The organism is Dickeya ananatis (assembly GCF_019464615.1).
GTDB lineage: Bacteria > Pseudomonadota > Gammaproteobacteria > Enterobacterales > Enterobacteriaceae > Dickeya > Dickeya oryzae.
This window is the reverse complement of sequence record NZ_CP040816.1, coordinates 1863191-1888046: the sequence shown is the minus strand read 5'-3', so window position 1 is coordinate 1888046 and position 24856 is coordinate 1863191. Positions and strand designations below refer to the sequence as shown.

Annotated in this window: 14 protein-coding genes and 1 pseudogene; 6 read left to right on the top strand and 9 right to left on the bottom strand. The window is 51.3% G+C overall.

The features are described 5' to 3' along the window. Window positions 1-611: 611 nt before the first annotated feature. The 3 genes and pseudogenes from FGI04_RS08195 to FGI04_RS08185 all read left to right on the top strand — a co-directional run. Window positions 612-1005 (top strand): annotated as a pseudogene (locus tag FGI04_RS08195) (SLAC1 family transporter); the annotation flags it as partial. A 290-nt stretch (window positions 1006-1295) separates the two neighbouring features. Beyond that, window positions 1296-1991, top strand: a complete 696-nt coding sequence (locus tag FGI04_RS08190) for an expansin EXLX1 family cellulose-binding protein (protein ID WP_342700826.1) — start codon at window positions 1296-1298, stop codon at window positions 1989-1991. Between the two features lie 268 nt (window positions 1992-2259). Then, window positions 2260-4128: a potassium transporter Kup gene (locus FGI04_RS08185; RefSeq protein WP_342700827.1), complete on the top strand. Its 1869-nt coding sequence runs from the start codon at window positions 2260-2262 to the stop codon at window positions 4126-4128. A 231-nt stretch (window positions 4129-4359) separates the two neighbouring features. On the opposite strand, the gene FGI04_RS08180 is transcribed toward FGI04_RS08185, so the two are convergent. The 9 genes from FGI04_RS08180 to FGI04_RS08140 form a co-directional block, all read right to left on the bottom strand. Continuing rightward, window positions 4360-5796, bottom strand: a complete 1437-nt coding sequence (locus FGI04_RS08180; RefSeq protein WP_407273468.1) for a serralysin family metalloprotease — start codon at window positions 5794-5796, stop codon at window positions 4360-4362. Window positions 5797-6209: 413 nt separating this feature from the next. Continuing rightward, window positions 6210-7652, bottom strand: coding sequence for a serralysin family metalloprotease (locus FGI04_RS08175; protein ID WP_342700829.1), 1443 nt, complete (start codon window positions 7650-7652; stop codon window positions 6210-6212). Between the two features lie 150 nt (window positions 7653-7802). Then, a complete protein-coding gene (locus FGI04_RS08170) occupies window positions 7803-9245 on the bottom strand; it encodes a serralysin family metalloprotease (protein WP_407274786.1) in 1443 nt (480 codons plus the stop codon). 168 nt (window positions 9246-9413) lie between these two features. Further along, complete coding sequence (locus FGI04_RS08165) at window positions 9414-10820, bottom strand: TolC family outer membrane protein (RefSeq protein WP_407336563.1); 1407 nt, start codon at window positions 10818-10820, stop codon at window positions 9414-9416. 12 nt (window positions 10821-10832) lie between these two features. Continuing rightward, window positions 10833-12179, bottom strand: coding sequence for an HlyD family type I secretion periplasmic adaptor subunit (locus tag FGI04_RS08160; RefSeq protein WP_407336562.1), 1347 nt, complete (start codon window positions 12177-12179; stop codon window positions 10833-10835). Window positions 12180-12192: 13 nt separating this feature from the next. Continuing rightward, on the bottom strand, window positions 12193-13926 hold the full coding sequence (locus FGI04_RS08155) for a type I secretion system permease/ATPase (protein ID WP_342700833.1): 1734 nt from the start codon (window positions 13924-13926) through the stop codon (window positions 12193-12195). Window positions 13927-13942: 16 nt separating this feature from the next. Then, window positions 13943-14305, bottom strand: coding sequence for a protease inhibitor Inh/omp19 family protein (locus FGI04_RS08150; protein WP_342700834.1), 363 nt, complete (start codon window positions 14303-14305; stop codon window positions 13943-13945). Window positions 14306-14501: 196 nt separating this feature from the next. Continuing rightward, window positions 14502-15935 carry a serralysin family metalloprotease gene (locus tag FGI04_RS08145; protein ID WP_434964884.1) on the bottom strand — a complete coding sequence of 478 codons (1434 nt, stop codon included), beginning with the start codon at window positions 15933-15935 and terminating at the stop codon, window positions 14502-14504. Between the two features lie 409 nt (window positions 15936-16344). Continuing rightward, window positions 16345-17202, bottom strand: coding sequence for an SDR family oxidoreductase (locus FGI04_RS08140; RefSeq protein ID WP_342700836.1), 858 nt, complete (start codon window positions 17200-17202; stop codon window positions 16345-16347). 408 nt (window positions 17203-17610) lie between these two features. On the opposite strand from FGI04_RS08140, the gene FGI04_RS08135 reads away from it, so the two are divergent. Genes FGI04_RS08135 through FGI04_RS08125 form a run of 3 tightly spaced genes read left to right on the top strand, consistent with a single transcriptional unit; the run spans window position 17611 to window position 24424 of the window. Further along, window positions 17611-18924 carry an SrfA family protein gene (locus tag FGI04_RS08135; protein ID WP_342700837.1) on the top strand — a complete coding sequence of 438 codons (1314 nt, stop codon included), beginning with the start codon at window positions 17611-17613 and terminating at the stop codon, window positions 18922-18924. A 2-nt stretch (window positions 18925-18926) separates the two neighbouring features. Next, window positions 18927-21917: a virulence factor SrfB gene (locus FGI04_RS08130; RefSeq protein WP_342700838.1), complete on the top strand. Its 2991-nt coding sequence runs from the start codon at window positions 18927-18929 to the stop codon at window positions 21915-21917. After that, window positions 21914-24424 (top strand): putative virulence factor, encoded by a 2511-nt coding sequence (locus tag FGI04_RS08125; protein ID WP_407336561.1) that lies wholly within the window; start codon window positions 21914-21916, stop codon window positions 24422-24424. Before FGI04_RS08130 ends, FGI04_RS08125 begins: the two co-directional genes overlap by 4 nt. The last annotated feature ends 432 nt before the right edge of the window (window positions 24425-24856 follow it).

The following is a 24856-nucleotide window of genomic DNA, read 5'->3' as shown; positions in this document are numbered from 1 at the left end:
GATAGTTTTAATCCATTTCAATGAATACACATCCATGGTGCGGCTAGTCTTACATCTCAATAGATATGTTGAACCGACAAGGATAAGTCTTGCTCAATAGCACAGTGTAACGATTAACCCTGCGTGGGTGAAGGCATCGGCGATGACCAAAATTAAAAGATGGCAAGTGAAATAACCCTAATGAAAAAGTGAAGTAATCATATCACAGTCAAAATAGCATTCCACGTATAAAACATGCTACTGACGTTACATGATAAAAAATCGTGAGCACGATGTCACTACGCCATACCCGCATCCAGACCGCTTGTACCCGACAGACTTGCGAGAGTTCGTAAACCTGGGCGCTACGGCCCCCGCTGTTCTTTGTGCTCTCACTGCACGGAGGTAAGTACGCCAATCCATTAAGCATTACTTATGTACCAACAAACCCGCTGACGATAGCACTGTTTCGTTTATTGTCAGCCTTTTCCATAAATGCATTAATTTTGCTATTTCCAAGTTATAACAAAAAGTTAGCCAGCGTATTACCAATGTGGGGGATAGACTTTCTTTGCTAACTATATAAGTATACCGGCCGATGATGGGATGGCTTTTTGAACACCAGCAAGAGTGTTGATGAGATGTCTCCCGCAGTGCGTTCTTCACTGGGGATTCAGATGACTCCGGCATTTGTCGCTTGCAGTGCCTGGCTGAGCGTGAATGGTGGTCAGGTAGACGTGTTTGCCAAGTTGTTGTCTGTTGCAGGTGCTATTCATGATCAGGCTGATTCCGTGGTACTGCTCTCAACCGTTTTCCCCTGCATTTTGGAGCTTCTCATTTGGTGTGGCGTCACTGGCAACAACCTCCATCCGGTTGGGACATGCCGTGCCAGGAGGCACATTATACTGGATGGCCTTTCCACTATTTATTGCATCGAATTTTATTATCGCCCTACTTATTGTAAAGACAAGTATGCTTTTACTCAGAGGGAAGCTCATCGTCTGGGATGAAATCGATAAAAAGTAATAGCAAGGATAAAAATACTGGTATCAGCCAGTGTTTTTATCATAGCCACCGTTGGCTCAAAAACGCTATCTCACACCATCATTTATTCAATATATATCATTGCATTAGGTGTTTTAATTTCTTTATCCATTCCTGATGATGATAATCTTCGGCGTAAATAACAACCCAAGCTTTATTTTAATCCATAAATTAAGATTTTTCTTATTTAGAAAAAAGCAATTGTCCAACACTGTTAATGCTGAAGCAGGATATGCTTCTTATTTTTACAGTGAATAATATATGGACATGAAATGATGAAGCTCAAAACAGTTTTATTAGCATCCTCAGTATTATTTTTTCCTCTGACTCAACATGCCCAGGCAGCCTGGGAACTTGGTGATATTTGTTATGGGTACGCAACACCTACTGGTTCAGGCTATTCCGGTGGTGCTTTATTATTGGATCCCATCCCTTCCAATATGGAAATTACTGCGTTAAACCGGACACAACTAGACTACCACGGAGTTAAAGCGGCACTTGCCGGTGCTTATTTGAAGGTCACCGGTCCGAAAGGAAGCACGACTGTATATGTGACGGATCTTTACCCTGAAGGGGGAGATTGTGCTTTAGATTTATCATTCAATGCCTTCGAGAAAATTGGTAATTTGCAAGATGGCAAGATCAATATTCAGTGGGAGCTGGTCAAAGCGCCGGTCAGTGGTAACGTCGTGTATAGGATTAAGGAAGGCTCGAATCCTTACTGGGCAGCAGTGCAATTCAGGAACGTGAAATACCCCATTATCGAGGTAAAGTATTTACGAGATACACAATGGGTCAGCGCACCCAAAACGGATTACAACCACTTTATTTTTGAGTTCGTTGGTAAGAATGATATCCCCATCGAATTTACCGATCTTAAAGGCAATATATTAAGTGATACGCTCCCGCCGATGCCGGATGGCACGTCATCAGCCTATCTGATCACCGGAAAAGTCCAACTGCCATAATCGATCAATAACGTGTGTCGCCTTCCTCTGAGGGTTACCGGTTGAACGGGTAACCCTCTTCTCTCTTTCTTTTATCCATTTTCTACACGCTTTTCGAGCCCTCCGGCTGATCACACGGCCGGGCTGAAACTTTGCCACACTTCACATTTCTTAATGATTTGTGATGTTACTCAGAACTACGGCGGGGTCACACTCAGATAATCATAACCGTCTACACTATGATTACACGGCATTTTTCCTGATACTCACTCTTCACCGGGATGTGCATATGATGAATACGCAACAAGAGAAATCACCTGGTTTATTGGCTATTTCCGCGTTGGGCATTGTTTTTGGCGATATCGGTACCAGCCCACTTTATACCTTCAATACGGTAATACAGCTAGCTGGTGACGCTACTCAGCCAGCCACCATCCTGGGACTGCTCTCCACACTGTTCTGGACCTTAATCATTGTTACCTCTGTCAAATATGCGCTGTTCGCCATGCGGATTGATAACAAAGGTGAAGGTGGCGTTCTGGCGTTGATGTCTCTGCTACAAGGTAATCAACCCAAACATCAGAAGTGGATCATTGCTGCCGGCCTGCTTGGTGCGGCATTTATTTATGGCGATGGGGCGATTACGCCAGCTATTTCTGTGTTGTCGGCGCTGGAAGGATTGGAACTGGTGTTTCCTGAAACTGCAAATTATATCCTGCCGCTGACGCTGGCTCTGTTGATTCTTCTCTTCGCTATTCAACCGCTGGGCACAGACAAAATCAGCCGATTTTTTGCACCGGTGATGCTGCTGTGGTTTGCCGTTCTGGCGTTACTGGGTATCAAGAGCATTTTGAGTTATCCCGCCGTGCTCTGGGCGCTGAACCCAGGTTATGCGTTGGCATTTTTTGCCAGCCACGGACATATCGGCTTATTGATTCTTGGTGGTGTATTTCTGTGCGTGACGGGAGCGGAAGCACTGTATGCTGATATGGGGCATTTTGGTCGCAAGCCTATCTGGCTTGCCTGGTATGTGATGGCACTTCCTTGCCTGTTGCTCAATTATGCCGGTCAGGCCGCATTTATTTTATCCGGTGCGGATGTCAGCAATAATATCTTCTATCGCCTCTGTCCACCTTCATTGCAAGTGCCCTTGATTGTTCTGGCAACCCTAGCGACTATCATCGCCAGTCAGGCAATTATCTCAGGTGCCTTTTCGATGACCCGCCAGGCCATTCAGTTAGGCTGGCTACCCAGAATGAAAATTACCCAAACGGCGGAACAAAGTTATGGGCAAATTTACCTGGGAACCATTAACTGGCTATTAATGGTGGTGACACTCAGTCTGGTTATTTTTTTCCAATCGTCAGAGCGACTGGCCGCGGCTTACGGTATTGCCGTATCCATTACCATGCTGATGACGACGCTGTTGTTGTATATGGCAATGCGCAAGATTTGGCACTGGAACAGAATGCTGAGCCTGAGTATCACCACAGTCTTTATCCTCATAGACCTCGGTTTTTGCGTCGCCAATATGCTGAAAGTGTTCGAGGGTGGCTACGTTCCCCTGCTACTGGCTATGCTGATTTTCTGCATTATGTTTATCTGGCGTCGGGGCGTGACCCGGGTATCACAAACGGTGTCGGAAAAAACGCAGTCGGTGGATGAATTCCTGTCTTCATTACAGAAGAATGGTATTTCACGGGTGCCGGGCGTGGCCGTATTTTTGACCAGAATACAAAATGTGGCGCCCCCGGTAATGCGCTGGCATGTGAAGCGTAATCACGCACTGCATGATAAAATTATCGCGCTGACTATTCAGGTACTGGATGTACCGCGAGTCAGGAAGGAAGATAAACTGATTATTACCGAGCAGTACCCGGGTTTCTGGCAAGGTGTGGCTTACTACGGATTTATGGAAAAGCCCAATATCCCCGATCTGCTTAAACAAACGCCACCGATTCAGGCATGCAACGACCATGAAGCCGTAACTTACTATATCGGGCATGAGTCGATTGTTGCCAAAGACGGCACTGATGCCCTGCCACGCTGGCAATCCTATCTTTTTGCCTGGATGATGAGAAACAGCCTGCATGTTACAGAGTACTATCAGTTGCCGGGCAATCAGGTAATCGAAATCGGTCGCCGAATAGCTATCTAACCTGCCATCGAAGGGTGACAAGCGTTTTTTCTGTCTGTCACCCTCTCATCTCACTTTTCAACCCTGCTTTGCGATAGGAACAGTAGTGTTTCAGGCGGAAGTTTGGTTGATAGAAAATAGTATGTTGTAACTAAATGATGTTAATTATTGGGTCATGATGACAGGCGATAAATATTCTCGGGAAGCGTTCAGGAATAAAGGGCGGAAAACCGCCCTTCTCTGATGTAAACGTCAAACAACGAAATCCGATGTTTGTGATACCTGACCCACGATTTTCACCAGGAATTCCGCGGAAGTATTGTTATCGAGATTCAGGTAAAGATTGCTGACATTGGATGAGGCATCCCAATTAAACATGATCTCCCCACCGCTACCGCTGAACTGATTAACAAAGTGCAAATTGTGGCCGGTATTGAATGCAGAGAGATCGATCTTATCAACCCCGGTCTGAAAATCGAGAATCCAGTCTGGGGCGCTAACACTCGAGTCAGACACCGCGGTATACACAAAGGTATCTTTGCCACTACCACCATACAGACGATCGGCCCCGCCCCCACCATAAAGGATATCGTCACCAGCGCCACCTTGCAGGGTATTATTGGTGTCGTTGCCAATCAGTACATCATTGCCTGAACCGCCAATCGCGTTTTCAATGGTGACCCCGTGAGCAATCGATATATTGCCTTTCAGGCCGCCGACATCCGAAAACGCGCCTTCATTGAGATTGATACGCTGGTTATTGCTGTAGCCGGAGAAATCAAAGGTGTCGTTACCACCGGCATCCCATACCGAGAAAATCAGCGCCTTACTGCTGCTGGTGGCGGTATAGAAATCACGATCGGTATTGGAATGGAATCCGTAGGTGGTATCCCCCATACGGGTGGACATATTGGCACCGTATAAACGCTGGATGGCCTCGATATCATCCAGCATCGGCCCAGCGGCATAGTGGCCTTTGAAATCACCGCCCGTATTTTTCTCACTCCAGTAACTCATAATACTGAACTGGCGGGTGTCTTCCGCATAAGTGACATCGCTGTAACTGGGGTTCCCTACCCCGGCATTATAATCACCAGGATGATTCAGGCCCAACGCATGGCCAATTTCATGCGTCAAGGTCTGGCGGCCGTACTCCATCGTATCCGGACTACGAATGTTATCCACATTGTAGTTGTACCAGGTCGAGCCTGAAGCGCTACCACTTCCCGGCAGGTACGCATAAGCCTGGGAACCGTAGTCTAAACGACCGCTAGAATCACGGGTGTAATTACCGAAGGTGACATTAGCCGACTGATTACCGGTAACCTCCGTAAACGTGATATTGGCGACGTCCGCCCAGGATTGTAGTGCCAGCTTCGCCTGGGAAATTTGTGCGGCATTGAATTTGACAAAACCGGTATCGCCATCCGGTGTAGCTCGAGCTGACTGCAGAAATTTAAACGTCAGGTTAGCTGATTTGCCAAACACATTCGCACCGTTCCAGCTCACATTGTCACGGGTAATTTGCGCTCCTGCCTCCTCAAGCGAGTAAGAAGGCTTGCCGTTAATCGTCAATCCATTACCACGTTCATGGTAGTGCAGCAAATTATAAATGGCGTCATAACTGCTGCTGGGGGCAGATAGTGAATGTAAAGCGTCATCATCACGTGAAGACAGATTTCTTTCCATAAAACCCTCATTCTCATGAATAATCATAAAGCGCCATTAGATTTTGGGATAAAATTACCCTACCAACTTAATGGCCTATTTTTAGGAAATAAATTTGCTAATTTCAGATATAACCTGATCAGCACTGTCACCAGCACTGACTAGTTATATAATTCACTGTAATGAATTTGTAAAGAATGTGTCGTTATTTTTCCATTTTACCACAGTGATAATATGAAAATTTAAATACACCGCTAATTGATGGAAATGGAATAAGTTATAAGAATGACAGAAGAGAAAAAGAAAACGATTGCTTTGCGATAAATAAAGTATTACTAGCCGTAGATTATTGCAGTAAAGAATAATACTGCGACAGGGTATTAATAATAAAACAGGGCAGAGAGTCTGCCCTGTGTATGACGTTCAGTAATTAATTACACGATAACATCGGACTGTGCTACCTGACCGACGATACGTACCAGGAAATCGACAGAGCTGTGGCCCGCTTCATGTAACCACAGATTCGTGATGCTGTCCGCCGCATCCCACTGCAGTATGATTTCCTGCCCTTTACCAGAGAACTGATCCTGCACAAAACTCAGCTGTCCCTCGCTACGGAACGCCGACAGATCGATTTTGTCCACGCCGGTCTGGAAATCAGTGATCCAGTCGTACGCTGACAGGGTAGAATCCTGACCGCTGCCGTAGACGAAAGTATCACGCCCGGCACCGCCGGTCAGGGTATCCGCCCCAGCACCGCCGTACAACACGTCGTTGCCTGCGCCGCCCTGCAGCACGTTATCAGCACTGTTGCCAACCAGAATATCGTTGCCGGAGCCGCCAATTGCATTCTCGATAGTGACCCCGTGCGCAATCGATACGTTGCCTTTCAGGCCGCCAACATCCGAAAACGAACCTTCATTGAGGTTGATTCGCTGGTTACTGCTGTAGCCAGAGAAATCAAAGGTGTCGTTGCCACCCGCATCCCATACCGAGAAAATCAACGCCTTGCTGCTGTCGGTCGCGGTATAAAAATCACGATCGGTATTGGAGTGGAATCCGTATACCGTATCGCCAGTACGGGTGGTCATATTGGCACCGTACAGCTTCTGGATAGCCGCAATATCATCCATCAACGGACCGGCAGAGTAATGACCTCTGAAATCACCACCGGTGTCCTCCACATCCCAGTAACTCATGATGCTGAACTGACGGGAATCTTCTGCATAGGCCGCACTGTTTTTATAGCTGATATCCCCTTCACCGGCGTTATATTCAGCCGGGTGGCTCAGCCCCAGAGCGTGCCCAATTTCATGCGTCAGAGTCTGACGGCCATATTCTTCAGCCCCCGGACTGCGAATATTGGACTGGTTATAGTTATACCAGGTGCTGCCAGCCCCCTGATACTGACCGGGATAATAGGCATAGGCCTGAGTCCCATAATCCAGATTACCGCTGGCATCACGGGTATAATTACCAAAGGTGATATTGGCTGATTTATTTCCCGTTACCTCGGTAAACGTCAGGTTGGCGACATCAGCCCAGGATTGCAATGCCAGTTTCGCCTGTGCAATTTGCTCTGCATTGAATTTCACAAACCCGGTATCCCCCGCTGGGGTTGAGCTTGCTGATTGCAAAAACTTAAATGTCAGGTTGGCTGATTTACCTAATACATTGCTTCCATTCCAGGTGGTATTTTCCCGGGTGATTTGCGACACAGCCTGATCAACAGAATAAGAGGCCTTGTCATTCACTGTCAGACCATTACCCCGGTCGTGGTAATGCAGGAAATTATACACCGAATTATACGTATTGCTGCTATTGGCAGATAATGCACTTTGCGCGTCATCTTGACGTAAAGACAGATTTTTTCCCATAAAATCCTCTGAAAATAATATAACCGAGAGTAGCCATTACTTATTCAGGGCGACCACATCCCTGCCAGAATGGCATGTAAATAAGATTTCGATGGAAATCTTATTAAACAGGATAGTGACACTACCCTGTTTAATATTTTCAGTGATTAATTACACGATAATATCGGACTGCGACACCTGACCGACGATACGCACCAGGAAATCGGCAGAGCTGTGGCCCGCTTCATGCAACCACAAATTCGTGATGCTATCTGCCGCATCCCACTGCAGTATGATTTCCTGCCCTTTTCCAGAGAATTGGTCCTGCGCAAAACTCAGCTGCCCTTCGCTACGGAATGCCGACAGATCGATTTTGTCCACACCGGTTTGGAAATCAGTGATCCAGTCGTACGCAGACAGGGTAGAATCCTGGCCGCTGCCGTAGACGAAAATATCGCGACCGGCACCGCCGGTCAGGGTATCCGCGCCCAGACTGCCGAACAGCACATCATCGCCCGCGCCGCCCTGCAGCACGTTATCAGCGCTGTTACCAACCAGAATATCGCTACCAGAGCCGCCAATCGCATTCTCGATAGTGACCCCATGCGCAATCGATACGTTACCTTTCAGGCCGCCGACGTCTGAGAACGAACCTTCATTGAGGTTGATACGCTGGTTACTGCTGTAACCAGAGAAATCAAAGGTGTCATTGCCACCGGCATCCCATACTGAGAAAACCAGCGCTTTGCTGCTGTCGGTCGCGGTATAAAAATCACGATCGGTATTGGAGTGGAACCCGTATACCGTATCACCAGTGCGGGTGGTCATATTGGCGCCGTACAGCTTCTGAATAGCCGCAATATCATCCATCAATGGTCCGGCGGAGTAATGGCCTTTAAAGTCTCCACCCGTATTTTCCACATCCCAGTAGCTCATGATGCTGAACTGGCGGGAATCTTCTGCATAGGCCGCACTGTTTTTATAGCTGATATCCCCTTCGCCGGCGTTATATTCAGCCGGGTGGCTCAGTCCCAATGCATGCCCAATTTCATGGGTGAAGGTATGGCGCCCGTATTCTTCGGTACCCGGGTTACGAACAGTCGATTGGTTATAGTTGAACCAGGCGCTACCCGATAGCGGATGCGTCCCCGGATAAGCCGCATAAGCCTGCGTATCCGTATTCAGACTGCCATCGGCATTGCGGGTGTAATTGGCAAAGGTAATATTCGCTTTTTGATTAGGGCTGACTTCGGTGAACGTCAGGTTCGCGACATCCGCCCACGACTGTAATGACAGTTTTACCTGTTCCATTTGTACCGGTGTAAATTTTACCGGTCCGGTGTGGCCGTTGGGCGTCGACGTAAAGGTATTCAGGAACGAATAAGTCAGATTCGCTGCCTTGCCATACACATTATCACCGTTCCAGGTGGTATGCGGTCGGGTTAACCCTTCATCCACCGCTTTATCCGTGGAATAAGACGGCTTACCATTCACCGTCACGCCATCGCCACGTTGATGGTAATACCAAAAATCATAGACATCGGCATAGCCGATATAATTACCTGCCTTGGCGGCAGCAGAGGTATTTAATGGTATATTTTCGTTTTGTTGCATATTACTTCTTCCATAAAGTCTGACTTATTTATTACAGTCAGAATGCCTTATTCGCCATTATATCGTCGGCAGTCACCCTGACTGCCAACGAATGGCACACCCTTCTTTCGTAGCCTGCTACGAAAGAAATCTTGTGGATACGGCATAAATTCGCGCAACACGCGCTTATTAATGTGTTTTATTGCCGGATGGCGTTTTTACCTTCCCCTTTCTGGCAACATCGGCGGGTTGGAACCAGGCAGCCAGTTGCATCATGTCCTGTTCATTGAGTGTACCTGCGGTATAGCGCAGAATTAACCATGCCTGAAGCCAACGATATTTCACTTCCGCCAGTTCACGCCGGGCGTTGTACCACTCCTGTTCCGCCATCAATACATCCAGATTAATACGTTCACCACCGGCAACGCTTTGGCGCGTAGCGCGAATGGCTTCCTCTGCGGCATCGACACTCATTTGCCAGGCTCGGATCTTGGCCGCGCCGTTGGTACACAGGTTAAATTGACGACGTAATTCTGCGAAGGTTTGCCGGGTCTGATTATCCAGTTCAGCCTGATTTTGCTCATATTCCGCTGTCGCCTGACGCATTGACGCCGACACCGCACCGCCGGAATACAGCGGTACACGCACCTGCAACCCTACCGTCTGGGTGTCATATTTCTGGTTATAGTTATATTCGGATTCAGACAGGCTATTGCGGGTGGACGCCACCAGATCCATGCTCGGCAGATGACCGGCACGGTTACGCTCGATTTCATAGCGACTGTAACCGACGTTCTCTCGCTGCACCGCCAGCTTTGCGTTGTGCCGGACCGCCAGTTCACGCCATTGCGTCAACGAACGGTTTTCCGTCACATTATCCGGCAACACATCCAACGCCAGCGGCGACAAATCCTGAATCTGTAGCGGCGAGCCAATCATATTTTCCAGCGTAGTCATGGCGGCATCCAGCGTATCTTCCTGCTCAATACGCTGCGCATTGGTGACAGTGTAACGCGCCTTCGTCTCACGCAGATCGGTTTGCGTCCCTTCCCCCGCCGCCAGCAAGCGACGATTCAACGCCAATTGTTCTTCGTAGGCGCGACGTTGCGCATCAAGTAACGTCAATTTTTCTTGTGCCAGCAGCGCGTCACTCCAGGACTGATACAGCCGAACCATCAAATCCTGGCTGCGATCACGAAATCGCTGATCGGCCATCAGTTTACGACTGATACCCTGCTGATAACGCGCCCAGGCGGCATAATCCAGCAACGGCTGACGCAGCGTCAGCGTTGACACATAGTTGTCGTAGTCACGTTGACTGGTGTTATTCACCGTGCGATCCCGCTGCGTCACCTTGGAATGGCTGTAGTTGACACCGTAGTTGTACTGTAACGACGGCAACAATCCGGCCCGACCGATCGCCACTTCTTCCTGCCCGGCATCCCGTTCAAAACCAGCCGCTCGCAACTGCGCATCATTACGCAACGCCAGTTCCCAGGCGTCTACCAACCCCATAGCCTGAGCACCGCCGCCCGTCAGAGATAACCCTATTGACAGAGATAACACTACCGCCAGTAATACCGCTTTCCTTCGCATTGCTTCCTTCCGTTACTCTTCCGTCAACGCCAGATGCATACGATCCATCAACGGCTTAAACAGATAATTGATAAACGAGCGTTCCCCGGTACGCACAAAGCCCTGCACCGGCATGCCAGGTTTAATCTCCAGCCCATGCAACGTTCGTTTGCCTTCTTCGCTCACCTGAATACGCAGGCTGTAATACGGCATGCCGTCTTTCTCATCGACCAATCGGTCGGCGGAAAGTAAGGTCACTGTCCCCGGAACGCGAGGTGTTGTACTCTGGCTAAACGCGGTAAATTGCAGCTCCACCGGCAACCCGGCCCACACTTTATCCACCATTTCTACCGGAATGCGACCATCCACCAGCAAGGGCTGATCTTCCGGCACGATTTCCATCATCACCTGTCCGGCGGCGATCACCCCACCTTCAGTGAACACCTTCATATCCACCACAGTACCGGCAACCGGCGCACGCACTTGCACATTGGCAAGATTAAAATCTGCCTTCTCGCGCTGGCTTATCACTTCATTCAGTTTGGACTGTACGTCAGATAACTCGCTGCTTACTTCTCGGTCATATTCCTGCTGACGCTGGGCAATACGCAGTTTCTGTTGCTGAATATCACGACGGATTCGCCCTGCTTCGCCGCTGGTTTGCGCCAGTTCACCGCTTACCTGCGCAAACAGCCGCTCCATCTCCAACATTTTATTGCGTGGCACATAATTCTCCGCCGCCAGTGGGCGTAACCCTTGCAACTGCTGGCTTAATACGGCTTGTTCCGACTGTTTGCTGGTGATCACTTTTTGCAGCGCGCCAAGCGATGTCTCCATACCGTCGATACTGGCGCGCACACCGTCAGTTTCCAGTTTCAGGGCTTGTTGTCGGCTATACAGCAGGTTTTCCTGTAACGCGATAATGCCCGTCATTTCCGGCCGCCGACGAGCCTCAACCAGCCGGGGCGTCGCCACTAGCGATGGTTGATTACGCTGTTCCGCCAGTAGCCGGGCTTCGCGTGCAATCAACTGATCATATTGGGAACCCAGGCCCTCGCTGGTGGTACGGGCATCAACGGCATTGAGCGTCAGCAATACCTGACCGGCGGCAACCCGGTCCCCCTCTTTGACCTGAATGCGCTCGACAATGCCGCCTTGCATGTGCTGAATCACTTTACGATTGCCAGACACCACGACATTACCCTGCACCGCCACGCCTTTATCCAACGGTGCCAACAAGGCCCACAGCAGAAAGCCGCCAAAACCGGCAAACACCAGCCACCAGCCTAATCGCAACGCCTTTTCTTCATCACGACTGGCGCGATCGCGCATTGTCGCTTCGTTTAATTCATCCTGTGCCGTTACATCCATGCCTGTCATTGGTTCATCCCTGTTATTGCGGCATCACAGCCGGCGCATTCATTCGGGCCTGATTGGCTGCGCTACGTTGCTGCAACTCCGTCAGCACATCCCGGGCCAGGCCCACACGCTGTTGCTGGCCTTCATGGAGGATCAGAATTTTTTGTGCCAGCGTAGTCAGCGCCGGACGATGCGTGATGAGCACCACGGTGGCACCACGTTTTTGCAGTGCGACAATCGCCTGCATCAGGGCCTTATCACCGTCACTGTCAAGGCTGGCATTGGGTTCATCTAACACCAACAGGCAAGGATCACCGTACATCGCCCGGGCCAGACCAATACGCTGACGCTGTCCCCCCGACAGGCCACTACCGCCATCCCCCAATTCCGTGTCATATCCCTTCGGCAAGGACAAAATCAGCTCGTGTACCCCCGCCAGTTTTGCCGCCGACACCACTTTTTCCGGGTCGGCTTCGCCAAAGCGGGCAATGTTTTCCGCCAGTGTTCCTCTGAACAACTGCACGTCCTGTGGCAAATACCCAATAGCCGGGCCAAACGCGCTTTTATCCACCAGATCCAGGTCTGCACCATCCAGGCGTACTTTGCCTTGTGTCGGCGCTTGAGCACCGACCAGCAAGCGAGCCAATGTAGACTTACCCGAACCAGAAGCGCCCAACACCACCAGCGTTTCCCCCGCTTGTAGTGAAAAATGGATATTCTGTAATCGGGCGTTACCATTACCTTGTGCCGGGCGCAGTGATACCTGTTCAACACTGAGATGACCTTCCGGGGCGGGTAATGCCATCGATTCTGGGCGCGGCGGATACACCGCAATCAGCCGCGTCAAACGTTGCCAGGCAATGCGTGCGCTGCTCCACTGTTTCCACACGCCGATCAACTGATCGATCGGGCTTAAAACACGACCAACCAGAATGGAGCCAGCGATCATCATCCCCGGTGTAATTTTGCCGTCGATCGCCAGCAATGCCCCTAACCCCAACATGAATGATTGCAACGCGATACGGCTGTATTTGGAGGCACCACCCACCGCTGCGGCACGCTCGCTGGCGAGATTTTGCAGAGAAATAAAGCGGTAATGACGTGCCAGCCAGCGCCGACGCAGGTTACCCAACATCCCCATCGCTTCAATCACGTCAGCATTGCGCAGTTGGGCATCAGCCAGATGGGTCGCCTGCTGGGATTGCAGGTTAGCTTCCGCCAGTGGTTGGCTGGTCAGATACTGGTTTAGCCAGGTCAGCGCAACCAGTACGACGGTACCGCCCAGAGCCAGCAACCCCAACCAGGGGTGCAATAAAAACAGAACCAGCAAGAACAACGGGAACCACGGTACATCGAAGAAGGCGAATAACGCATTGCCAGTAATGAACTGGCGCAACAGGGTTAAATCGGTGAGTGCCATTCCGGCGCGACCATCACCGGCGTCAAGATTACGGGCAAAGGCCGCATTGAAAACATCCTGATTGAGCGCCAGGTCGATCCGGGTCCCCAGTCGCACGACCAGCAGGCTGCGAACCCATTCCAACGCCCCCATAAACGCGCACAACCCCGCCATCAGCAGGGTCAGCATCAGCAGGGTAATGCCGTTGCCAGACGCCAGCACCCGGTCATACACCTGCAGCATGTAGACCGAAGGAGCCAGCATCAGCAGGTTAATGACCGCGCTGAAAATACCGACGCTCCAAAAACTGCGGCGAAACTGACGCAGTACGCCGAACAGCGAACGATCTTGCTCAGAGGAAGCATTCACGACGGACGACTCCCACTCAGGCTTTCTTTTTCAAAATACGCACACTGCCGTTAGTCAGCGTATGTTCATACTGATCGCGATTACGGCTAAAAAACGCTACTGCCGAACCGTCTGCCTGTGTCAGCGTCACCCCATCAGGTGTAGGTCGCCAGCCAACCGGAGCTTCCGGCAACAGCGTTTGCAGACAGGTCGTGTCGCCAACCAGCCGCCAGGTCGTGCTATCAAGCACCTCCGTATTCAGACGGATATCGCAGTGCTGTTCCGTGCCGCTCAATACCCACTCTCCGCTCAGCTCCGCTGCAGACGGTAATCTCAGACTGCTCGCCATACATCCTCCACTCAGTGCACTCAGTAATGTCGCAATAATCAGCTTTTTCATGATATTCCCATCTTTCGGTTATCAGAGCGCGCCATTCATGATTGAAACTATCTGGTTAAATACATTGATAATGGCAGGCTCATCCACATGAAGCATGGCCTGCCATTATTTGATGGCCCTGTAAATAACAGGGGTTTTCTATTCCCGCTTTATTTTCGTTAAAAAATCACGCGGTCGTTGAACGATTACACTATTATTAAACAATGAAATCCGACGGCTGCAACGCCGTACCGACAATGTTCACCAGAAAATCAGCCGAACTGTGTCCGCTTAAATGCATCCACATATTGGTCTGATTAGCTTGTCCATCCCAATTCAACAACACTTCGTTGCCAGCGCCAGAGAAATGATCGACAAACTGGAGATCATGATTCTTATTAAATGCGGATAAGTCGATTTTATCTGCACCACGCTGAAAATCAGTAATGGTATCCGGTGCCGATGCGAGCGAGTCTTTTTCCCAGGCATAAACAAAAATATCTTTACCCGCCCCACCCGTTAAAATATCAGCGCCGCCATCACCGTACAGCACGTCATTACCCGCCCCACCGTCAATACGGTTATCAGACAGATTACCGACAAGGACATCATTACCGGAACCGCCGATAGCATTTTCAATTACAGCGCCCGCCGCAATAGAAACATTACCTTTCAAACCGCCGACATCTGAAAACGTACCGCTAATCAGGCTAATGCGCTGATTCGAGCTATAACCGGAAAAATCAAAGGTATCATTGCCGCCGGCATCCCAAACGGAAAATATCAACGGTGTTTTGCTGTCGGTCGCGGTATAAAAATCACGACCTGTATTAGAGTGGAACCCGTATACCGTATCACCAGTGCGGGTGGTCATATTCGCGCCATACAGTTTTTGGATAGCAGCGATGTCGTCCATCAACGGAGCAGCGGCATGATAGCCATGAAAATCGCCACCGGTATAGCCTTCATTCCAGTAACTCATGATACTGAATTGACGGGTATCCTCGGCGTAGGTCACGTCTTTATAGCCAGGGTTGCCATCGGAGGCGTCATAATCCCCCGGATGATACAATCCGAGCGTGTGGCCAATTTCATGTGCCAGCGTATTGCGGCCAAATTCATTAATATCCGGCCGCTGGTTATCAGCCTGATTGTAATTAAACCAGGCTGAACCGGCCCACTTCCAATTACCAGGATAGAAACCAAAGGCCTGGCTATTGTTATCCGTATGGCCATCTGAGGTTAATGTATAGTTACCGAATTTAATCGTAGCCTGTTGAGGGTTTTTGACTTCCGTGAAAGTCACATTCGCTACATCGGCCCAGGATTGTAATGCCAGCCTGGCCTGCTGAATTTGTGCGGCGTTAAATTTGACGAAGCCTTTGTAATTATCCGGCATATTGGCATCAGAAACTGACTGAAGAAAAGCGTAAGTCAGTGCGACAGGTTTACCGAAAACGTTTTCGCCATTCCAGGTGACATTACCTCGGGTTATTTGATCACGCGCCTGCTCCAGCGTATAGGATGGCTTATCGCCAATATTGCCATCCCCACGGTGGTGATAATTCCAGAATTGATAGACATCCGCCACACCGGTATAGCCACCGGCCGATGCGGAAGAAAGATCGGTTTTTTTGCTATATAAAGCCATCACGCTTCCTCCATGAAATTACGTTCATATTTGATGATGTTATGTGCGAACATAACATCTTTTTATAAACACACGCGTTTTAAGCGCGTAATTCATAAAACTCTCGCTGAACACCCACCATTCACTTTTTCTTTTCTGTTCTGTTAAAAGCGAATGTTCCCTGTTAGGCATAAATCAACTATTCAGGCAGCATAGCCTGACAACACAGACAGGTTAGTAAAACAGAAATAAAATGACAAGATTTCATCAAGAAAATCGATGTTTTGTTACAGACAATTCAGGCTGCCAAAAAAAAACCAGACAGAAGCGTGTGGAAGGAAAAATTAGCAGAATAAAAAATGGTGCGTAAGTAGCCAAACGCACCACTTCAGAGCATCACTCAGTCATCAATGACGGAATAACAACGGCACTACAACGACGCCAGCGTACTGCGGATGACATCAGCATACGGCGTCGTCGGACGACCTAGCAGCGCTGACAGCGCGTTCTTATCATCAAACAACCCACCTTTTTCCGCCCCTGCATCCGAATCAGCCAGCATATCGGCAAGGCCACCTGGCAAGCCTGCGCCTTTTAACGCGTTGGCGAACTCGGCTTGCGACAGGTTGACATACTGCAATGGCTTGCCGCTCTGCCGGGCAACTTCAGCAGTAAACTCCGCCAGCGTATAGCTATTGTCCCCGGCCAGTTCATAAACTTTTCCTGCCTGACCGCCCAATTGCAGCACGAGAGCCGCCGCCTGTGCATAATCACTCCGCGCCGCTGACGCGATACGCCCTTCACCGGCCGCGCCGACGAATGCACCATGCGCCAACGCCGGGGCAATACTGGCGGCATAGTTTTCGGTATACCAGCCGTTACGCAAAATCACATGAGGAATGCCGGAAGCCTTTAACGCCGCTTCCGTCGCCAAATGCTCTGTCGCCAATCCTAATGGCGACGCATCAGCATGCAGCAAACTGGTGTAGACGATAAGACCGACGCCTGCCGCTTTAGCCGCGTCGATAACGGCTTTATGTTGCGTTTCGCGCTTGCCAACCTCACTGGATGAAATCAACAACAGCTTTTCGACCCCGCTCAGTGCCTTGACCAGTGTTTGCGGTCGATCGTAATCGCCATAACGCACATGGATCCCTTTTGACGCCAGTCCACTGGCTTTCGCTGGATCGCGAACCACAGCAATGATGTGCGCTGTCGGTACTGATTTCGCCAGAGTATCAATCACTAAACGGCCTAACTGACCGGTTGCTCCTGTAATCGCAAACATCGTGTACTCCTGTTTATGGGGAAATACCGCTGCACGCTTCAGCCCGTATATCCTAAACATCGGTATCCGGTTGAAACTCATACCTGCAGCATATGGCCTTAACTCACTTTTAGTAAGTACTAACAAAAATGTTAGTGTGAAATAACAATGCGAGCATCATCACAACATCCCGGCCACTGGCTTCCTGCTGACGCGTTACCGGGTAATCTGTAAAATGGCTACGGCCGGTTTTTTAGTTTCAGTCATATCGCACTTATGCGATATTGCTTTCTCAGAGAGCTGATGACGCAAATATTTGTCATATTTGTCACTTCTTTACTTATTTGATTCGTGCCCATCAGAATTATAATCGCAGACAGTGGACACGATTTTCTGCCTTGACGGTTTATCACAAAGGGTCTCTTTGGCGTGGCAAAATTATTTTTACGCAGTGGAAATTTAGACGATTTTCTTGCGTTGGGAGAGAACGGCCAGCCCGTTTATGCTTCGGCGCTACAACTACGGGAAACACTGCGTCTTCGCAAACAACAGCCTATCGCTGATTGTCTGGCTATTCCTCAGCCTAATGAGGATGGCGATCGCATCGACTGGTATTCCCCCTTCTCCGGTAAAATTACTTCCTGGATGGCAGCCAGCGACGAACAACGCGAGCAAGCGTTGACGCTGCTGGAGCACTATCTCAACACGGTTGACGCGATCAGCGAACGAGCGCGTCAGTCCGACAAACCGGCACAAAAACTTTTCGGCGTATTGTTGTCGAAGGCCTTTCAGTTTCCGGGTTCCAATCATGTGTATCTGGTGGACGATAAACCGGTTATTACCTTCTGGGGATTCGTCAGCCTGGGCAAAAAATCTCGCCAGGATGTGCTGGAGTGCTTGCGCCCGGTTGAACTCCCGGAGCCGGAGCCAGAACCGTTGCCGGAAGTCACGGTGCACATTGCCGAGCCCGAACCGGAGTTACCGCCGCCGCCCGTCGTCGAGCCGGAACCCGTCGTGATTGCCGAACCGGTCGCAGCGCAGCCCGCTCCGCTGTCGGCGCGCCGTGTCTGGACCAGCCCTTGGGTACTGGGTCCGGGTGTCGCACTGCTGGCGACACTGGCGTTTCAGATCCGCGGCTGCGTTTCCCACCCCGAAACTAGCGCGCCCTCCGCCGTGACCGCCATCAAACCGGAAAAACGCGCACTGGGTGCAACGCCGCCAGAAACACTCCCACAACCCAATCTGCCATTAAATGTGGCCACACTGCTGCCACCACCCGTCGCAGCAGAACCACAGAAAAAATCGGAAGAGAAAGCACCGCCAGCACCAGCTGCAGTAGAGATGGCCGCAGCACCGAAAGGCGCGCTGGTGATGCCAGCCGACGCGGTGAAAATCGGCTCCATCCGCTTCCTGGATGGCAACTGGCAAGCCACACTGTCGGTGAAAAACCCACTGACCGGTAAGCCGCCAGTACTGCGCTATCAACTCAAAAACGGCAAAGGCCGGGTGCACTTTACCTATGGCGACAACATCACCTGTCAGGCCGAGGTGGAGGCTGGGTTGCATCAATCCGGTAATCTGGTGATCAACAGCCGCTACCGTGCGCGCTGCAGCGATGGTTCCCGCTATCCGATGCCGGAAATCGTCTGTACCCGACAGGAGTCGAGCGAGGCTGCTGAATGTAAAGGCCGCTATGATGCCGACACTGTGCTACCGATGACGATTAAGCGTGAGAGTAAATAACCATGCTGGCAACCCTGACAGATTACAAACAACACATTACGCTGATTCAAAATAGCGGTATTCAGTTTCTTGATTTTGCGTTGAAGCTCACGCCAGCCCGCGCAGGATTCGCCAATCGTTTCGTGCGTAAAAGCGCCAACGGGCCGTTGCTGCGACTGACCTATAACGAACACAGCGGGAAATACACCCTGCCAAGTGCGATGCAGGTGCTGCCGGAAGCGGTCAACCCGGAATCCAGTTATACACTGGAGCAGTCTCTCCATTTACTGAGCAATGCGTGGTTACCGCTACCGTTCTTCCGCTTTAACCCACCACGTACGTTTATGGGCGGCCCGAATAACTGGGCGCGGGTACAGGTACTGGAACTCGACGAGCCAGACGATGACGGCAACACCCACCGAATCTGTCTGGCGTTCGATACCCGTGTTTACCCGGAAAGTCATGACCTGGAAGCACTGGCCCCTAGCGAGAACGATATCAACGCCGGGCGACTGTTTACACTGGCTTACCACAGTGAAGAACTGGATGATTTTCTCGACCAGACCTGGGTGGACGGTTGGTTGCGCGAAACCTTTTCGCAGCAAGCGCTTACGGTGGAAAACCGCAAGCCTCGCGACATTCGCCAGAACCTGCGTGAATTCGAATATCAGGCGCATTACCTGAATCTGCTGGATATTATGGCGACGCTGCTGGATGTACCGGAAATCCGGATCACCAGCGGTACCTTAAAAGAACCCGCCATTAACGTGGACCTGATCCTTGATGTCGGCAACTCTCATACCGCCGGAATCCTGGTGGAAGATCATGCCGACGAGAGCAACGGCTTGCGGCAGACCTACGAATTGCAGATTCGCGATTTGAGCCAGCCTCATTATTTGTACAATGAGTTGTTCGACAGCCGGGTGGAATTCGCCCAGGCACGCTTCGGTAAGCAAAACTTCTCCTTTGAAAGCGGGCGCGACGACGCGTTTGTCTGGCCATCGATTACCCGCGTTGGCAGAGAAGCCAGCCGTCTGGCGCTACAGCGTCAGGGAACCGAAGGTTCCAGTGGTATTTCCAGCCCTCGTCGCTATCTGTGGGATGAAGAACCGTACGTGCCAGGCTGGCGTTTTAGCCAGACAACCAGCCCGCGCCAGCAGGAGCCGCTGGCGACCGCCATGCCGCTGACCATGCTGGTCAACGATGAAGGCCAGCCCCTGTTCAGCCTGCCGCTGGATGAACGCCTGCCGGTGTTCGACCCACACTACAGCCGCAGTTCGGTCATGACATTTATGCTCTCCGAGTTGCTGGCACAGGCGCTGATGCAAATGAACAGCGCGGCCCAGCGTCTGAAGATGATTCATGCCAATGCGCCGCGTCAGTTGCGCAATATTATTCTGACCCTACCGTCAGCCATGCCCAAACCAGAGCGTGAGATTTTCCGCCGCCGTATGATCGAAGCGATCGGGCTGGTGTGGAAAGCGATGGGCTGGCACCCGTCCGATGATGAGTTCATAACGGCGGACGATAAACGCCGCAGCACCGTCCCCGTACCTGACGTGCAAATGGAGTGGGATGAAGCCACCTGCGGGCAGATGGTGTACCTCTATAACGAAGCACAAGTGAATTTCGGTGGCCGGGCAGAAGCCTTTTTCGCCAGCATGGCGCGGCCGGATAAAGAGCTGGCAGATGACGAGCAGCTGGGGAAAACCTTGCGCATCGCGTCTATCGATATCGGCGGTGGTACCACCGATCTGGCGATTACCCAGTACTGGCTGGATGACGGTGTCGGCAGCAACGTCAAAATCATTCCTCGTCTGCTGTTCCGTGAGGGGTTCAAAGTCGCTGGTGATGACATTTTGCTGGACGTGATCCAGTTGTATGTCCTGCCAGCCCTGCAGGCGGCGTTGAAAAAAGCCGGTGTCACCAGCCCGGATAGCCTGATGACCCGCCTGTTTGGCAGTGAAGGCCGCATGGATGGTCAGTTGACACTGCGTCAGCAGGTGACGCTGCAAATGTTCATTCCTATCGGGCAGGCGATTCTGGAAGCCTATGAACGATTCGACCCGCTCGATCTGAATGCGGAAATCGACACCACGTTCGGTGAAATGTTGTCGCAAACACCGACACGTAAGGTGCTGGATTACGTCAACACCGAGATCCAACGCGAATTACCGGATGAAGAGACCCCGTTTGACATTCTGCAGGTGCCGCTGATTCTGCGTCTTAGCAAGCTACACAGCGAGTTTCTGGCTAACCGCATGAGTATCACCCAACATTTACGCTTGATGTCGGAAGTGGTATCGCTGTACGCCTGCGATGTGCTGCTGCTGACCGGTCGGCCGTCCCGTTTCCCAGGTATTCAGGCGTTGTTCCGCCATCTGCAACCGTTGCCGATTAACCGTATGATGTCGCTCGATGGCTATCACACCAGCGACTGGTACCCGTTTAACAAGCGCGGTCGCATTGAAAACCCGAAATCCACTGCGGCGGTGGGGGCCATGTTATGCCTGTTGGCGCTGGATCTGCGCCTGCCTGGCTTCTACTTCAAAGCCGGGGATTTCGAGCCCTATTCCACCGTGCGTTACCTTGGCATGCTCGACAACACCAATACGCTCACCACCGATAACGTCTACTATAACGATATTGATCTGGATGATGCGGATTTCACGCTGGATGACCAACCCGGTTTTGAAGTGCGCGGTTCGCTGTGCCTCGGCTTCCGCCAGTTAGATAACGAGCGTTGGCCCGCTTCGCCACTCTATTCGCTGTCGATAGTCGACCCGGAGTTGGCGCGTAAAGTCGCGGGTGACAGCGTCCTGCATGTGCGCCTGAAAGTCGTACCGGGTGACGATAACCCCACGCCAGAACGCGTTGAAATAGCCAGTGCGGTGTTAGGGTCAGGACATACTATTTCACCGCATCAATTGAGGTTAAAACTGAATACCTTATCCAGCACAGTTTCCGGCATGGCACATTACTGGATCGACAGCGGGAGCGTCTTCAAGAAATGAAACCATTAACGCCCAAACAGTTGTCGAGCCGACTCAGCCGTCAGTTACAATCCGTTTCACAAGGCGTGGATCAGGCGATCGCCTGGGTAGAAGAGACCCGACGCAACGTTCCGCGTCTGGATATGGAAGCCGATCGGCTGATCATTAAATTGCGTCGTTGTCGCAACAAAGCCCGTGGGCTGTCCGAGTCATCGCTCAAAGAGATCGCCATGGGGATGTTCGGTTTGGCTCAGGGGGGGAAAACCTACCTGCTGACATCTCTGGCTGGCGGAGAAAACGGTCGAATCGAAACGTCCGTCGGTGGCGTCACACTGGATTACCAGAAAAATATCAACCCGGACAACCAGCAACCGGCGTTTGTCACCCGTTTTACCCGGCAGGTTGAAGGCAAAAATACGCCGAACCCGGTGCAACTCCAGTTGCTTAACGAAGCCGATATCGCCCGTATTATGGCTTATTCCTTCATTCTGGAAGACGCTCAGAACAACACAGCGGAACTGGATGAGCAGCATATTGCCGAGCACCTGAAAACCCTGTCGCTGCACCGCCAACAGGAGCCCGTGGCCGGGCTTGGCAGCGATGATGTGGTGGCGTTGTGGGATTACCTGACACGTCATGACGCCCGGCGGCAAAAACCGCTGGAGCGCAAGTTCTGGCCACTGGCGGTCGAACTGGCTCCACATCTCAGTATCGACGATCGCGCCAGCCTGTTCTCGGTGCTGTGGGGCGAACGCGCAGACTATACCTCGCTCTATCGTCATTTTGCTCACACGCTGGAGCAGCTCTCCGGTGCCCGAAAAGTACTGGCACCGATTAGCCTGCTGGTGGATGAAGCGTTGCAACCGGACAGCGGCATTTTTAATGCCAGTCAGTTCGACCGGCTTAATAGCCCTTCCGACCTGAGCGTACAGGTACGCCCTATCGTGAATGGTCGTGCTGCCCGCGGCGTGGAACTGTCACTGGCAGAACTGATTATGCTGACAGCCGAAGTGCTGATTCCACTGCTGTCACCGCCGAAAGAAACCCTGTTCGGTCAGGTCGATCTACTCGATTTCCCAGGCTTTAGCCTGCAGGATGAACCCGAAGCGGAGTCGGATGACGATAACCCGGACCGCCTGTTGCGGCTCAAACCGCATCCGTTATCCCGGGCGTTGCTGCGCGCCAAGCGTGCTTATTTGCTGGAGCGCTATACTGACGATCAGGAAATGAATCTGCTGATGGTGTGTACCGCCGCAGCCTGTAAAGCAGATGTGCGCCACGTCGGCCGGGCGCTGGATTTTTGGGTTCGCCATACTCAGGGGGAAAACCCGCAAATCCGCAGCCGCCGTAAACCTGGCCTGATTTGGGCGGTCACCCGTCATGACAGGCGTTTCACCCATGGCCATAACAACGATGAAGCGGTACAGCGCTATGTGGGTAACCCCGGCGATGCCTGGGGCACCATGCTGGCGATGGACAAGCGCGGTATCAACCGCATGGCTGCCTGGCTGGATACCGAAGTTCGCCGCGAGGTCAAACTGGGGCGTATTAACGAACAGTTGAGCGAATTACAGCGCGAGTTGTCTGATAACCTGCTTGGCAGTTGGTACCAACCGGCCGGTGCTGATGACCCGGCGCGCAAGCAACACATCGCCGAATCAATGCTCAAGGCGCTGCAGACACGAACCGGCGTACACGGCGAGTTGCTGGAGCGCTTGCTCCCTTCTCGCGATGAACTGCGTCACCTTTATCTGCAGCAACAAGAGCAGCAATCGCGTAATTTTGCCGCCTATCAGGAAACACAGGATACCGCTGTGCCGATGGCCAGTTACGAGCCTTTTGGCGTCGGGCTGGATATCGACCTCTTCAGCGATGATAGCGAACCGGCTGAAAGCGAAGAAAAAGCAGCGCCCGTCGTACCCGTGCAAACAGAAGAGGACCAGGCCGAGAATCACAGCTATGAGGCAGAGTTCGCCCGCAACCTGTATCGTTACTGGATCAATCACCTGCGCAATTTACCGGAAAATGTCGCCATCATTGAGTTGTTGGGGATTAACCGCCCCACAATCGAAATGCTGGTGGAAGAGCTGATTACCGCCAGTATTCGTCTGAAACTCGAAGACGAATTACAAATCATGCTGGTGGATTCCGGTCAGCTAGGGATTAACCGGGAAAGCAAAGCAGACCGTCAGGTATCCCGCGCACTTAATGTGCTCGGTGATTTCGTCGCCTGGCTGGGCTTCCAGCAAATATCGGAATCCCTGCGCCCGGACAGCCGAGTCAACAAAGGCAACAAGATCTTCGCTAAACCGGAAAAGCAGGTCGCCAACTTTGGTACCTCGCGTCGACTGACGAAGCTATCAGTCACTCCGGTCAACAACACCGCGTATTACATCTATGACTGGCTGATTGGTCTCAATGAGATGATTATCCAGAACGCGGGTTACGCGGCTGGTCGTGATATCAAGCCAAAACAACGTGAACGTCTGGGAACGATCCTCAGTCAGATCAAACCCACGGAAGGTTAACGGCTCAGGCGGAGCAGCAGGCTCCGCCTCCCTCCCTTTTCTGTACAAAAGTTTACATAATCAAATAATTGTGTCGCTTTTCACACCTCTTCTTTCGACAAAATCACGTTATAAATCAGGCTGGTCTTGCAAAAACGCAGCGCTCACGTCATAGTTTCATGCGGGGTGCGTACTGTTGTACCGAATGTCTGCTATTGTCATGCTTTTTCGTTAATTCGCCCGGTTTAAAACACGCTGTTGATTTAAAAAAAGGAACACAGACCACCCCGTTCTTTATTCCGCCATCTTGATGCTGTTCTGTTTCTTCTGCTATCTCGTGAGAACATGAGAACAGAAAAGCACCACTTCCAGGGATATCAGTTGCCGCTATCGATTGGGTATGCGCCAGTCGTACTGACCATCCGAGTTCACATATCCGGTTGCTGATGCCGT

What these genes read in the sequence shown, in the direction of transcription:
- FGI04_RS08175 (WP_342700829.1), bottom strand. Translation starts at nt 7,652, where the DNA reads ATGGGAAAAAATCTGTCTTTACGTCAAGATGACGCGCAAAGTGCATTA.
- FGI04_RS08140 (WP_342700836.1), bottom strand. Translation starts at nt 17,202, where the DNA reads ATGTTTGCGATTACAGGAGCAACCGGTCAGTTAGGCCGTTTAGTGATT.
- FGI04_RS08160 (WP_407336562.1), bottom strand. Translation starts at nt 12,179, where the DNA reads ATGACAGGCATGGATGTAACGGCACAGGATGAATTAAACGAAGCGACA.
- FGI04_RS08190 (WP_342700826.1), top strand. Translation starts at nt 1,296, where the DNA reads ATGATGAAGCTCAAAACAGTTTTATTAGCATCCTCAGTATTATTTTTT.
- FGI04_RS08185 (WP_342700827.1), top strand. Translation starts at nt 2,260, where the DNA reads ATGATGAATACGCAACAAGAGAAATCACCTGGTTTATTGGCTATTTCC.
- FGI04_RS08170 (WP_407274786.1), bottom strand. Translation starts at nt 9,245, where the DNA reads ATGCAACAAAACGAAAATATACCATTAAATACCTCTGCTGCCGCCAAG.
- FGI04_RS08145 (WP_434964884.1), bottom strand. Translation starts at nt 15,935, where the DNA reads ATGGCTTTATATAGCAAAAAAACCGATCTTTCTTCCGCATCGGCCGGT.
- FGI04_RS08180 (WP_407273468.1), bottom strand. Translation starts at nt 5,796, where the DNA reads ATGGAAAGAAATCTGTCTTCACGTGATGATGACGCTTTACATTCACTA.
- FGI04_RS08150 (WP_342700834.1), bottom strand. Translation starts at nt 14,305, where the DNA reads ATGAAAAAGCTGATTATTGCGACATTACTGAGTGCACTGAGTGGAGGA.
- FGI04_RS08130 (WP_342700838.1), top strand. Translation starts at nt 18,927, where the DNA reads ATGCTGGCAACCCTGACAGATTACAAACAACACATTACGCTGATTCAA.
- FGI04_RS08125 (WP_407336561.1), top strand. Translation starts at nt 21,914, where the DNA reads ATGAAACCATTAACGCCCAAACAGTTGTCGAGCCGACTCAGCCGTCAG.
- FGI04_RS08165 (WP_407336563.1), bottom strand. Translation starts at nt 10,820, where the DNA reads ATGCGAAGGAAAGCGGTATTACTGGCGGTAGTGTTATCTCTGTCAATA.